Here is a 12,327-nt window from a genome sequence, read left to right as displayed (position 1 = left end):
GAGGGCCACTAGGGTTGCCGTGTGGAGGCGGTGAGCGACGGAGTCCTGGACCGGATGTGGTCGCGCAGCCGCCTGTCGCTGCGCGGCCGCTTCGACAGGTGGCGCGAGAAGCTGTGGGTGGTCGCCCAGTGCTCGGTCGCCGCCGGCCTGGCCTGGTTCGTCGCGCACGACCTGCTCGGCCACACCCTGCCGTTCTTCGCGCCGATCGCGGCCGTGCTGTGCCTCGGGACGTCGTACGGGCAGCGGCTGCGCCGGGTCGTCGAGGTCACCCTCGGCGTCGCGATCGGCGTGTTCATGGCCGACGTCCTGGTCTCCGGCATCGGCTCGGGCGCCTGGCAGCTCGGGCTGATCGTGTTCTTGTCGATGTCGATCGCGCTGTTCCTCGACGCCGGGATCATGTTCGTCTCGCAGGCGGCCGTGCAGTCGATCGTCGTCACGGTGCTGCTCCCGGGCGCCGGCGGAGCCTTCCTGCGCTGGACCGACGCCGTGGTCGGCGGCGCGGTCGCGCTCCTCGCGGCGATGGCCGTCCCGGCCGCACCGCTGCGGCGCCCGCGCGAGCAGGCCGCGGCGGTGGCCCGCAAGATCGCCCAGCTGCTGCGTGCCGCCTCCGACGTGATGGTCGACGGCGAGGTCACGCCGGCGCTCGAGCTGCTCGCCGACGCCCGCACCACCGACCGGCTGATCCGCGAGCTCCAGGCCGCGGCCGAGGAGGGCATGGCCGTCGTCAGCTCCTCGCCGTTCCGGATCCGGCACCGCGAGCCGCTGCGGCGCATGGTCGAGCTGGTCGACCCGCTCGACCGCGCGCTGCGCAGCACCCGTGTGCTGGTGCGGCAGACCACGATCATCGCCTACCGCCGGCTGCCGGTGCCGGCGTCGTACCCGGGGCTCACCGCCGACCTCGCCTCGGCCGCCGACGCCATCGCCCGTGAGCTCCACGCCGACCGGATCGCGACCGCGGCTCGCGACGAGGTGCTGGCCGTCGGTGCGGCGACCGGCCAGGTCGAGCGCAGCGACATCCTCACCGCCGAGGCCATCCTCGCCCAGCTGCGCGCGATCGTCGCCGACCTGCTCATGGTCACCGGCATGGGCCAGCTCGAGGCGACCGACGCGCTGCCGCCACCGCGCTGAGCACCGCTGAGCCTTCGCCCGGAACCTGTGACCGCATGTCACACTCTCCGGCGTGAGCAACGTGGTGGAGCAGAGCGTCGAGATCGCGGCGCCGGTCAGCAAGGTGTTCGCGTACGTCGACGACTTCACGTGCACGAAGGACTGGATGTACGGCCTGACGAAGATCGAGCCGGTCACCGACCAGCTCCGCGGGGTGGGCGCCCAGTACGACGGCGTGATGAAGGTCGGCGTGCCGCTCAAGGCGCGCATCGAGTGCACCGCCTGGGAGCAGGACCGGCTGCTCGAGCTGACCTCGGTCAAGGGCGTCGAGACCACCCAGCGCTGGAGCTTCACCGACCTCGGCGGCGACCGGACCCGGGTCGACGCCTGGATCTCCTTCACGCTCCCGGGCGGCCCGGCGGGCAAGGCGATCGCCGGTGCGGTCAAGCCGGTCGTCGGCGTCGCGGTCAAGCACTCCAGCGAGGCACTGGTGCGCAACGTGGAGGCGCTCGCCTGAGACCGTGGCGCGGCGCACCCAACCGATCCGCGTCGCGTTGCGTCAACCAGACGACAACGCCGGACCGGGAGGAGCAGGGTGGGCCACGAGCGCGACGAGGAGTTCGCTGCGTACGTCGAGCAACGGCGACCGCAGCTGTTCCGCGCTGCCTGGCTGCTGTGCGGTGACCCACACCGCGCCGAGGACGTCGTCCAGGCCGCGCTGACCCGCCTGTACGTCGCCTGGCCGCGGGTGCGTCGCGCCGACTCGGTCGACGCCTACGTGCGCCGCGCCGTCGTGAACGCCCACCTCGACGAGGGGCGCCGGCCGTGGCGGCGCGAGACGTCCGCGGGGGAGCGGCTGCCCGACGTACCCGTTCCCGCGGCGGCTCCTGCGCTCGAGGACCGCGACGCCCTGTGGAGCGCGCTGCGCGCCCTGCCTCCCGGCCAGCGCCGGGTGGTCGTGCTGCGGCACTGGTGGGGGCTGAGCGTCGAGGAGAGCGCCGCCGATCTCGGGATCAGCGCCGGCACGGTCAAGAGCCAGACGTCCGCGGCCCTCGCGGCGCTGCGCACGGCGTTGTCGGACCGCTCCGACGAGCTCGAGGAGAACTGCTCATGACCCCGATCGAGGACCAGCTGGGTGCCGAGCTGCACCGGCTCACCGACAGCCTCACGCCCTCCTCCGACCCGGCCGACGACCTTCGTCGCGGGCGCCGGCGCCGCGCGCGCACCCGGCTGGCCGTCGGCTGTGGAGCTCTCGCCGCCGTGGCCTCGGCGAGCGCCGTCGTCGTGCTCGCGCCCGGCGGCAGCGAGCCGGCGCCGGTGGCGAAGGACCCGGCGCCCACGTCGACTCCCGCCCCGACGCCTGCCGCTGTCACGACGCCGGAGGGCCGGACCTGCGTGCCGATGGCCGACCCGGTGCGGGGCGAGGCGCCGGTCTACAACCGGACGGTGAAGGGCTACCGCCAGATCCTCGCCGAGCGGCTCGACCCGCAGGGTGCGCACCTGGACCGCTGGGAGGTGACCCGGTCGGTGCAGTCGTCGGGCAGCCAGCTGGGATGTCCCGAGGGATCGGTGTCGATGACCGGCCTCGGCACCAAGGTCGGCTGGCGGGTCGCCGGCGAGTCCGGCCAGGGTGTGGTGCAGGTCTTCGTGGTCGCGCCGGGCGGCTGGCCGGACTCGAGCGTCGTCGCCGAGTACGACGACTGGCAGGACCGGCCCGTCGCGCTGCCGGGTGTGGCCTCCGCCGAGGTCTCCGTGCACGAGGGCGGGACGGCGGTCGTCGTCCACCGCGCCGACGGCTTCACGGTCGAGATCGACGCGAACGACCTGTTCGGCAACAACTCCCTGACGCCGGTCAGCAGCCTCGACCTCACCGTCGACCAGCTCCTCGCCGCGGCCGCCGACCCCCGGTTCACGCTGCCCTGACGCACCCGGGGCGAATCCGGTTGGGTCCGCGGGCGCGGACACGGGACAATGGGCGCGCTGTGAAGATCTCCTACCCGCCCGACCTCCCGGTCAGCGCCCGACGCGACGACATCGCTGCCGCGATCCGCGACCACCAGGTCGTGATCGTCGCCGGCGAGACCGGCTCCGGCAAGACGACCCAGCTGCCGAAGATCTGTCTCGAGCTGGGGCGCGGTGGTCCCGGCGAGGACGGCCGTCCGCGGATGATCGGCCACACCCAGCCGCGTCGGATCGCGGCGCGCTCGGTCGCCGAGCGGATCGCCTCCGAGCTCGGGACCGAGCTGGGCGACCTGGTCGGCTACCAGGTCCGGTTCACCGACAAGACGTCGAAGCAGAGCCGGGTCAAGCTGATGACCGACGGCATCCTGCTCGCCGAGCTGCAGCGCGACCGGCTGCTGCGCCGCTACGACACGATCATCATCGACGAGGCCCACGAGCGCAGCCTCAACATCGACTTCCTGCTCGGCTACCTGCGCCAGCTGCTGCCGAAGCGGCCCGACCTCAAGCTGGTCATCACCTCCGCGACCATCGACCCCGAGCGCTTCGCCGAGCACTTCGCCGACGTACGCACCGGTGAGCCCGCCCCGATCATCGAGGTCTCCGGCCGCACGTACCCGGTCGAGGTCCGCTACCGGCCGCTGATGGACCTGCCCGAGGACGACGAGGACGGCGAGCCGATCGTCCGGGACCAGACCGAGGCGATCGTCGACGCGGTCAAGGAGCTCTCCGCCGAGGGCCCGGGCGACGTCCTCGTGTTCCTCCCGGGCGAGCGCGAGATCCGCGACACCGCCGAGGCGCTCGCGCCGCTCGGCGAGGGCATCCGGGGCGTCGACGTGCTGCCCCTCTTCTCGCGGCTGTCCGCCGCGGAGCAGCACCGGGTCTTCGCGCCCGCCAAGGGCTCCCGGCGCCGTGTCGTGCTCGCGACCAACGTCGCCGAGACCTCGCTGACGGTCCCCGGCATCCGCTACGTCGTCGACACCGGTGTCGCCCGCATCTCCCGCTACTCCGCGCGGACCAAGGTCCAGCGTCTCCCGATCGAGCCGATCAGCCAGGCCTCCGCCAACCAGCGCTCCGGCCGCTGCGGGCGGGTCGCGGCCGGCATCGCGATCCGCCTGTACGCCGAGGAGGACTTCGAGGCCCGCCCCGAGTTCACGGACCCGGAGATCCTGCGCACCAACCTCGCCTCGGTCATCTTGCAGATGACCTCCCTCGGGCTCGGCGACATCGAGCGGTTCCCGTTCGTCGAGCCGCCCGACCGGCGCAACGTCCAGGCGGGCACCCAGCTGTTGGAGGAGCTCGGCGCGGTCTCCGGTCGCGGGGAGCTGACCAAGGTCGGCCGCCGCCTCGCCCGGCTCCCCATCGACCCGCGGCTGGGCCGGATGCTGCTCGAGGCCGAGCGGCTCGGCTGCGTGCGCGACGTCCTCGTGATCGTCGCGGCCCTCTCGCTGCAGGACCCGCGCGAGCGTCCGGGCGCCGACCACCCGACCGAGCGTGCCCAGGCCGACCAGCTGCACGCCCGGTTCAAGGCCGAGGGCTCCGACTTCCTGACCTGGCTGAACCTGTGGAACCACCTGCGCCAGCAGCAGAAGGAGCTCTCCGGCAGCGCGTTCCGCCGGATGTGCAAGCGCGAGCACCTCAACTACCTGCGGGTGCGCGAGTGGCAGGAGTTCGTCGCGCAGCTGCGCCAGGTCACCAAGGAGATGGGCGTCCGGCTCGAGGCCCCGGGCGCGACGCCCGACGCCGACGGCATCCACCAGGCGCTGCTCTCCGGGCTGCTCTCCCACGTCGGCGTGCTCGAGGAGCGGGACAAGCCGGCCAGGTCGGGGCCCGGCGCCCGCAAGGACAACCGTCGCCCCGGCCCGCGCGAGTACCTCGGCGCCCGCGGTGCGAGGTTCGCGATCTTCCCCGGCTCCGGCCTGGCGAGGAAGAACCCACCCTTCGTGATGGCCGGCGAGCTGGTCGAGACCGGTCGGCTGTGGGCGCGGCAGAACGCCGCGATCGACCCGCGCTGGGCCGAGCGCCTCGGCGCCCACCTGGTCAAGCGCACCTACTCCGAGCCGAGCTGGTCGCGCAAGCGCCAGGCGGTGATGGCGCGCGAGCGGGTCACGCTGTACGGCGTACCGCTGGCCGCCGACCGCGCCGTCTCCTACGGCAAGGTCGACCCCGAGCTGTCGCGCGAGATCTTCATCCGCCACGCCCTCGTCTACGGCGAGTGGGACACCCGGCACCGCTTCTTCCAGCAGAACCGCCGCCTGCTCGCCGAGGCCGAGGAGCTCGAGCACCGGGCCCGGCGGCGCGACCTGGTCGTCGACGAGCACACGCTCTTCGACTTCTACGACGCCCGCGTGCCCGAGGGGATCGTGAGCGGGGCGCACTTCGACCGCTGGTGGAAGGACGCGCGCCGAGCCCAGCCCGACCTGCTCACCTTCGACCCGGCGATGCTCACCCACGACACGGCCGACGAGGTCCGCGAGGCCGACTACCCCGAGGAGTGGTCGGTGGCCGGGGGACTGACGTTCCCGATCAGCTACCACTTCGAGCCGGGCGCCACGGACGACGGGCTCACCATCGACATCCCCGTCGCGACGCTGAACCGGGTCGACGACGACGACTTCTCCTGGATCGTCCCCGGCCTGCGCGAGGAGCTGGTCACCGAGCTGATCCGCAGCCTCCCGAAGGCGCTGCGGGTCAGCTTCGTCCCGGCCCCGAACACGGCGCGCGAGTTCCTCGCCGCCGTACCGCCGGGGGAGGAGGCGCTGCTGACCGCCCTCGAGCGCTACCTGCGCTCGACGACCGGCGTCCACGTCCCGCGCGAGGCGTGGGACCTCTCCTCGCTGCCCGCGCACCTCAAGCCGAGCTACCGCGTGGTCGACGAGAACGGCTCGGTGCAAGGCCGCGGCAAGTCGCTCGCCGAGCTCAAGGCGCCGCTGCAGCCGCAGTTCGAGCGCGCGATGGCCGCCGTCGCCTCCGACTCCGGCGTCGCCCGCACCGGCGAGACCGACTGGGTCTTCGACGAGATCCCGGCCACGGCCACCTGGACCCGAGCCGGGCACGAGGTCGAGGCCTTCCCCGGCCTGGTCGACGAGGGCAGCACCGTCGGCCTGCAGGTGTTCGGCTCCGCCGACGAGCGCGACGCGCGGCACCGGCTCGGCGTCGTCCGCCTGGCGCTGCTGGCCCTCGGCCCACGACCGCTCGCCGGCGTGGTCGACGGCCTCGGCAACGCCGAGAAGCTCGGCCTCGCCGGGACGCCGTACGCCGGGGTGCCCGCCATCCTCGACGACTGCCTGCGCGCCGTCGTGGTCGACGCCGTCGACGCCCGCCCGCCGGTCCGCAGCCGCCAGGAGTACGACGACCTGCTGGCCGCCCTGCGCCCCACCGCCGCGGCCGGCGTGCGCGACGTGCTCGCCGAGCTGCTCCGGGTGCTCACCACCTGGCGCGAGGTCGACCGCCTGCTCAGCGGCCGCGCCGACCTGCCGATGCTGCCCGCGCTCACCGACCTGCAGGGCCAGCTCGGCCGCCTCGTCCACGACGGCTTCGTGGGGGAGGCCGGCGCCACCCGGCTGCGCCGCCACCGGACCTGGCTGGCCGCGATGCGCGAGCGGCGTACCGCCCTCGAGAACGGCGGCCCGGCCGCCCTCGCCAGGGACCGGCAGCGGATGGACGTGCTCCAGCCGCTCCAGGACGCCTACCTCGCCCGGGTCGCAGCGCTCCCCGAGGGCCGCCCGGCCGGGGCGGGCCTGCGCGCGATCCGCTGGATGCTCGAGGAGTACCGGGTCTCGCTGTGGGCCCAGCAGCTCGGCACCGACGGCCCGATCTCCGACGTACGGATCCGCAAGGCCCTCGACTCCCTCTGAGCCGACCCGGCGCGAACTGGCTCTGTGATCGCGCCGACCCGGCAGAAGATGGCTCCGCCCGCGTCACTTCCTGCCGGGTCGGCGCGATTCACGCGCAACTTCGAGCCGGGTCGGTGGAAGGTCGAGCACACCGGACCGGGAGCGCCTCACGGCGCAGGGCCGCTCGTAGCGGCTGAATTTGGGACCCGGGGCTGCCGCGGCCCGGCGTGCTCGAGGGCCCAGTCTACGTCCTGCCGGACCAGTCCTCACGCCAACCGGTGCGCGAGCTCCAGGTGGCCGGCCGCCTCGAGCTGCTCGGCGAGCGCGAGCATCCGGCGGATGTCGGCATCGGGGACGTCGTGCAGCGTGGCCCGCCCGGCCGCGACCACCCGGGCGAAGGCGGCCGCGCGGAGCAGGACGTCGGCGAGCTCGCCCCCGGCGATGCCGCGCAGCACCTCGTCGACCATGGCACGCAGCTCGTCGGGGCCGGGCGGGTCCGCGACCCCGGCGACCACCCGGGCGAACTCGGCTCGGGAGCGGCCGGCCTCGAACTCGCGGGCGACCCCGGCCGGGTCGGCGTGGACCCACGAGCGGAGCAGGTAGAGCCGCCACAGGCAGCCGGCCAGGGTGTCGGCGGGGGCGTGCGACCAGACCTCGGCGATGGCCTCGATGCCCTCGGTGTCGGCGAGGTGGACCAGGCGGTCGGCGACACCGGCGTCGTCGCTGGTGCGGGCGCCGCGGACGAGCAGGACCGCGGCCCGCTCGGCGGCCTCGGTGAGCAGCGCGGGGTCGTCGGCGCCGACGTACTCGTCGAAGAAGGCAGCCTCCCGCGGCGCGGGACGGTGGTGGCGGCGGTGCTCGGACACCCCACCAGCCTAGGACCGCTGCCGTGGAGGCAGGCCTGTGACCGGCCGGTAGGGTTGCGGCCGTGGGTCGGTTCACGTGGCGTACGGGTGCAGTCGTGGTCGGGGTCGCTCTGGTGGTCCTCGTGGGCATGATCGCCCTCGCGAGCGGCACCGAGCAGAAGCAGCGGCCCCACCAGCCGCGGCCGACGGCCGAGACCATGACCGAGCTGCAGCTCGCGGTGTGGGGCACGGCGCCCGAGATCGCGGCCTACCAGACGGTCGTCGACGACTACAACGCCAGCAGCAAGGACACCAACGTGTCCATCGTGTCCTGGCCCGACGCCGACGCGATGCTCGACGCGATCCGCAGCGGTGGCGCCAAGCCGGACCTCTACCTGCTCCCGCGCGGCGACCTCGCGCAGACCGTGGCCGAGAAGCGCAACGTGCCGCTCCTCGACCTGGTCAACGAGCGCGAGATCCCGATCGGCGACGACTGGGCCCGCGACGCGGTCTCGGCGTTCTCGGTCGACGACGACCTGCAGTGCATGCCGTACGCCGCCTCGCCGATGGTCATCTACTACAACACCGACCTCGTCGACTTCGCCGCGATGGAGGCCGAGGGCCTGCCGGTGCCGCGTGAGGACCACGCCAGCTGGAACCTCGCGGAGTTCCGCGCCGCCGCCGAGTTCGGCAGCCGGCCGCGACGCAACACCCGCGGCATCTACATCGAGCCGACGCTGCGCGGGCTCGCCCCGTTCATCTACTCCGGCGGCGGCAAGGTCTTCAACGACGACGACAGGCCGACCAGCCTCGCGCTCGGCGACGACGGCTCGACCGACGCGCTGCGTCGCACCCTCGAGGTGCTGCGCGACCCGCGGCTGACGTTGAGCACCAAGCAGCTCGAGCAGCGCCCGGCCGTCGACTGGTTCAAGCGCGGCAAGCTCGCCATGATCGCCGGCTTCCGTGGCCTGACCCCGCAGCTGCGCGGCGTCGAGGGCCTCAACTTCGACGTGATGCCGATGCCGTCGCTCGGCTCGGCCCAGACGGTCGCCGACCTCAACGGGATCTGCCTCACGCCGGCTCGCCCGGAGCGCAACGAGGCCGCGGCCAACGTGCTCAGCTACCTCGTCAGCGACGAGGCGCTCGCCCGGGTCGCCGAGACCGGCTACGTGCAGCCCGCCAAGCTGACCGTCGCGTTCTCCGACGACTTCCTCCAGCCGGGACTCGCGCCCGAGCACGCCGCGCTGTTCAACTCGGTGATGCGCTCGATCGTGCTGCCGCCGCTGCTGACGCAGGGACGCGAGCTGCGCCAGCTGGTCGACCCCGACATCCAGACGCTGCTGACGACGCCGGACATCGCCGACCTGCAGGAGGCGCTGAAGGCCATCGACGAGAAGTCGCGCAGCCTCCTCGACCCGGACTACGTGCCGCCGTCGGAGGCCCCGTCGGAGACGCCGTCGGGCGGGCCGTCCGGCGCCGCGTCCGATGCCCCGTCGGGGTCCGCCACTCCCTGACGCCTCCGCTTCGCCCGGCTCCCCGACGACCCCTCCGCGTCGAGGATCGCGCGGCTGAGGGCCGGTGCCGTCAGGCCGATCTGCCAGCTGCGCGCGCCCAGCGCCCGGAGCTGGTCGATGACCGCCTCCAGCAGGTCGACCGCGTCGCGGGTGCTCGGCGGTGACCACATCACCCGGCGCAGCGTGTCGGGGGTCAGCAGGTTCTCGAGCGGGACGGAGTGCTCCTCGGCCAGCGCGGAGACTGCCGCCCGGGCCAGCTCGAGGCGGCGGGCCGCGACCGGGTCCTTGTCGGCCCAGGTGCGCGGTGCCGGCGGGCCGTCGCCGTGGGTGACCCGTGAGGGCAGCTGGTCCTCGGGCAGGTTCGCGGCCGACTGCAGCGCGGCCAGCCACTCCCGGGCGTGCCGGGCCGCGCCGCGGCCGTGGAAGCCCGGGGTGCTGAGCAGCGCGCCTCGTGTCGTCGGCATCGCGGTCGCCGCCGCCACGATGGCGGCGTCGGGAATCAGCCGGCCCGGCGTCACGTCGCGCTCGCGGGCGATCTCGTCGCGGGCCTCCCACAGGGCGCGCACCGCGCCGAGCGTACGACGGCCGCGGACCTTGTGCAGCCCCGAGGTACGCCGCCAGGCGTCGACGCGGACCGCGGGCTCGAAGCCACGGACGTGCTCGAACTCCTGCCGCGCCCAGTCGGCCTTGCCGGTCTCCTCGAGCTCGGCGGCCAGCAGGTCGCGCAGCTCGACGAGGACCTCGACGTCGAGGGCGGCGTACTCCAGCCAGGGCTCGGGCAGCGGCCGGGTCGACCAGTCGACGGCGGAGTGCTCCTTGCGCAGGTGCCGGCCGAGCAGGGTCTCGACCAGGGTGGCGAGCCCGACGCGCGGGTAGTTGAGCAGCCGGCCGGCCAGCTCGGTGTCGAAGAGCGCGACCGGGCGCAGCCCGACCTCGGCCAGGCAGGGCAGGTCCTGGGTGGCGGCGTGCAGGATCCACTCGGCGTCGCCGATGGCGTCGGCGAGCGGCGTCAGGTCGCCGAACGGGATCGGGTCGATCAGCCCGATGCCCGCTCCGGCCCGCTTGACCTGGATCAGGTAGGCGCGGTTGGAGTAGCGGTAGCCGGACGCGCGCTCGGCGTCGATCGCCACGGGACCGGTGCCCGCCGCGACCAGCGCGCAGTAGGCGGCGAGGGCCTCGGGGGTGTCGATCACCGGCGGCAGGCCGTCGGCGAGGGTCAGCAGCTCGACCGGCTGCTGGTCCTCCCCGGGCGCCTCGTCGGGTGTCTCGTGGGGGGTTGCCTCGTCGGCCATCAGCCGCCCCGCTGGCCGCGCCGCGACGGCATGACCGCGATCCCGTCGGGTACCGGCTCGAGACCGCCGGCGGTGCACATCAGCTCGCCCCACGCCTCGGCGTGGGTGGCCATGTCGCTCGGGTCGACGGGCGTCCACGACGCCCGGATCTCCAGCTGGGCGCTGCCCGGCTCGTCGGCCATCGAGCCGTAGGACTCGGTGACCACCTTGGTCACGGTGCCGGACACGGCGACGTGCTCGGCGCCGTGGGCCTCGAGGGCGTCGCTCAACCAGGTCCAGCCGACGTCGGTGAGCATCGGGTCGGTCGCGAGGTCGTGGTCGATCTCGGCACGGCAGTAGGCCACGCAGCGGAAGGTGCCCTCCCACGCGTCGTTGCCGGCCGGGTCGTGCAGCAGGACGAGTCGTCCGGTGGCGACCTCCTCGTCGTCGACGGTGACGTCGGCGGACAGCGCGGCGGCGTACGGCGCGATCCGCTGCGGCGCCGGCATCTCCTCGCAGAACACCTCCGGGCGGAACGTGGCCGCACGCAGGCCCGCGACGGCAGCGGTGAACTCGGGGGGAGTGCCGGCCGCGCCGGACCCCTGGTTCATCTCCTGGCGGGCGACCATGGGGCCACCCTAGAACCCCGCGGCCGGATCGATGTGCGTCCCACGCCGTCGACCTGAGACGCTTGACCCCGTGACCGTCCCCCTCCACGACAGCGCACTCCTCAAGGCAGCCCGCGGCGAGAAGGTGCCGCACACCCCGGTCTGGTTCATGCGCCAGGCCGGCCGCTCGCTGCCGGAGTACCTGAAGGTGCGCGAGGGCATCGCCATGCTCGACTCGTGCATGAACGCCGAGCTGATCACCGAGATCACGCTCCAGCCCGTGCGGCGCTACGGCGTGGACGCGGCCATCTTCTTCTCCGACATCGTGCTGCCGCTCAAGGCCGTCGGTGTGGACCTCGACATCGTGCCCGGCGTCGGGCCCGTCGTCGCCTCGCCGGTGCGCACCCTCGCCGACGTCGAGGCGATCGCGGACCTCACGCCCGAGCAGGTCCCCTACATCACCCGGGCCGTGCGGGACCTGGTCGGTGAGCTGGCCTCCGTCAACGGCGGCACGCCGCTGATCGGGTTCGCCGGCGCGCCGTTCACCGTGGCGTCGTACCTCGTCGAGGGCGGGCCGTCCAAGGAGCACGCCAAGACGAAGGCGCTCATGTTCGGTGCCCCCGACGTGTGGGACGCGCTGATGCGCAAGGTCGCCGACGTCTCCGCGGTCTTCCTCGAGACCCAGGTGGCGGCGGGTGCCTCGGCGGTCCAGCTGTTCGACTCGTGGGCCGGTGCGCTGACGCCTGCCGACTACGTCCGGTTCGTGCAGCCCCACTCCGCCCGGGTGCTGGAGCGGGTCGGCGCGCTCGGCGTGCCCCGCATCCACTTCGGCGTCGGTACGACGAACCTGCTCGACCTGATGGGCGAGGCCGGTGCCGACGTGGTCGGTGTCGACTGGCGCACCCCGCTGGACCGGGCGATCCCGCTCGTCGGGGACCGCTCGGTGCAGGGCAACCTCGACCCGACGCTGGTGTTCGCGCCCACCGAGGTGATGACCGAGCGCGCTGCCGCGGTCATCGAGGCCGGCCGGGCCGCCCGCGGCCACATCTTCAACCTCGGCCACGGCGTGATCCCGAGCACGGACCCCGACCAGCTCGCACGGCTCACCGAGTTCGTGCAGTCCTACCCGCTGGACTGACCGGGGCACGCTTCACAGGAAGCGCACAGAACGGGGACAGTCCGCACCC

10 protein-coding genes are annotated in these 12,327 nt (G+C 73.7%); 7 read left to right on the top strand and 3 right to left on the bottom strand.

The genetic code is table 11. From position 1 onward, the window contains the following. Positions 1-30 precede the first annotated feature (30 nt). The 5 genes from BJ958_RS14350 to hrpA all read left to right on the top strand — a co-directional run bounded on the left by BJ958_RS14350 (position 31) and on the right by hrpA (position 6,923). Positions 31-1,128 carry an FUSC family protein gene (locus BJ958_RS14350; protein ID WP_343052685.1) on the top strand — a complete coding sequence of 366 codons (1,098 nt, stop codon included), beginning with the start codon at positions 31-33 and terminating at the stop codon, positions 1,126-1,128. 52 nt (positions 1,129-1,180) lie between these two features. Then, on the top strand, positions 1,181-1,624 hold the full coding sequence (locus BJ958_RS14345; RefSeq protein ID WP_179727440.1) for an SRPBCC family protein: 444 nt from the start codon (positions 1,181-1,183) through the stop codon (positions 1,622-1,624). A 78-nt stretch (positions 1,625-1,702) separates the two neighbouring features. Next, complete coding sequence (locus BJ958_RS14340; protein ID WP_179727439.1) at positions 1,703-2,221, top strand: SigE family RNA polymerase sigma factor; 519 nt, start codon at positions 1,703-1,705, stop codon at positions 2,219-2,221. Beyond that, entirely contained in the window at positions 2,218-3,030 is an 813-nt protein-coding gene (locus tag BJ958_RS27895) for a hypothetical protein (protein ID WP_246319050.1), read from the top strand. Before BJ958_RS14340 ends, BJ958_RS27895 begins: the two co-directional genes overlap by 4 nt. A gap of 59 nt (positions 3,031-3,089) precedes the next feature. Beyond that, positions 3,090-6,923 carry an ATP-dependent RNA helicase HrpA gene (hrpA, locus tag BJ958_RS14335; RefSeq protein WP_343052684.1) on the top strand — a complete coding sequence of 1,278 codons (3,834 nt, stop codon included), beginning with the start codon at positions 3,090-3,092 and terminating at the stop codon, positions 6,921-6,923. Between the two features lie 245 nt (positions 6,924-7,168). On the opposite strand, the gene BJ958_RS14330 is transcribed toward hrpA, so the two are convergent. After that, positions 7,169-7,768: a hypothetical protein gene (locus BJ958_RS14330; protein ID WP_179727437.1), complete on the bottom strand. Its 600-nt coding sequence runs from the start codon at positions 7,766-7,768 to the stop codon at positions 7,169-7,171. Between the two features lie 62 nt (positions 7,769-7,830). On the opposite strand from BJ958_RS14330, the gene BJ958_RS14325 reads away from it, so the two are divergent. After that, on the top strand, positions 7,831-9,261 hold the full coding sequence (locus BJ958_RS14325) for an extracellular solute-binding protein (protein ID WP_179727436.1): 1,431 nt from the start codon (positions 7,831-7,833) through the stop codon (positions 9,259-9,261). Here BJ958_RS14325 and BJ958_RS14320 read toward each other — a convergent pair. Both BJ958_RS14320 and BJ958_RS14315 read right to left on the bottom strand, forming a co-directional pair. Beyond that, positions 9,168-10,553 (bottom strand): ribonuclease D, encoded by a 1,386-nt coding sequence (locus BJ958_RS14320; RefSeq protein ID WP_179727435.1) that lies wholly within the window; start codon positions 10,551-10,553, stop codon positions 9,168-9,170. The genes BJ958_RS14325 and BJ958_RS14320 overlap by 94 nt on opposite strands. Continuing rightward, a complete protein-coding gene (locus BJ958_RS14315; protein ID WP_179727434.1) occupies positions 10,553-11,161 on the bottom strand; it encodes a DUF3000 domain-containing protein in 609 nt (202 codons plus the stop codon). The genes BJ958_RS14320 and BJ958_RS14315 overlap by 1 nt, the downstream gene beginning before the upstream one ends. Positions 11,162-11,192: 31 nt before the next feature. On the opposite strand from BJ958_RS14315, the gene hemE reads away from it, so the two are divergent. After that, positions 11,193-12,278 carry a uroporphyrinogen decarboxylase gene (hemE, locus tag BJ958_RS14310; protein ID WP_179727433.1) on the top strand — a complete coding sequence of 362 codons (1,086 nt, stop codon included), beginning with the start codon at positions 11,193-11,195 and terminating at the stop codon, positions 12,276-12,278. Positions 12,279-12,327 lie beyond the last annotated feature (49 nt).

Source organism: Nocardioides kongjuensis, assembly GCF_013409625.1.
Classification (GTDB): Bacteria; Actinomycetota; Actinomycetes; order Propionibacteriales; family Nocardioidaceae; genus Nocardioides; species Nocardioides kongjuensis.
The sequence above is the reverse complement of the archived record's forward strand: the minus strand, read 5'-3'. Positions and strand labels throughout refer to the sequence as shown.

Coding starts and splice junctions, on each gene's coding strand:
- BJ958_RS27895 (WP_246319050.1), top strand. CDS start 2,218: ATGACCCCGATCGAGGACCAGCTGGGTGCCGAGCTGCACCGGCTCACC.
- BJ958_RS14320 (WP_179727435.1), bottom strand. CDS start 10,553: ATGGCCGACGAGGCAACCCCCCACGAGACACCCGACGAGGCGCCCGGG.
- BJ958_RS14315 (WP_179727434.1), bottom strand. CDS start 11,161: ATGGTCGCCCGCCAGGAGATGAACCAGGGGTCCGGCGCGGCCGGCACT.
- hemE (WP_179727433.1), top strand. CDS start 11,193: ATGTGCGTCCCACGCCGTCGACCTGAGACGCTTGACCCCGTGACCGTC.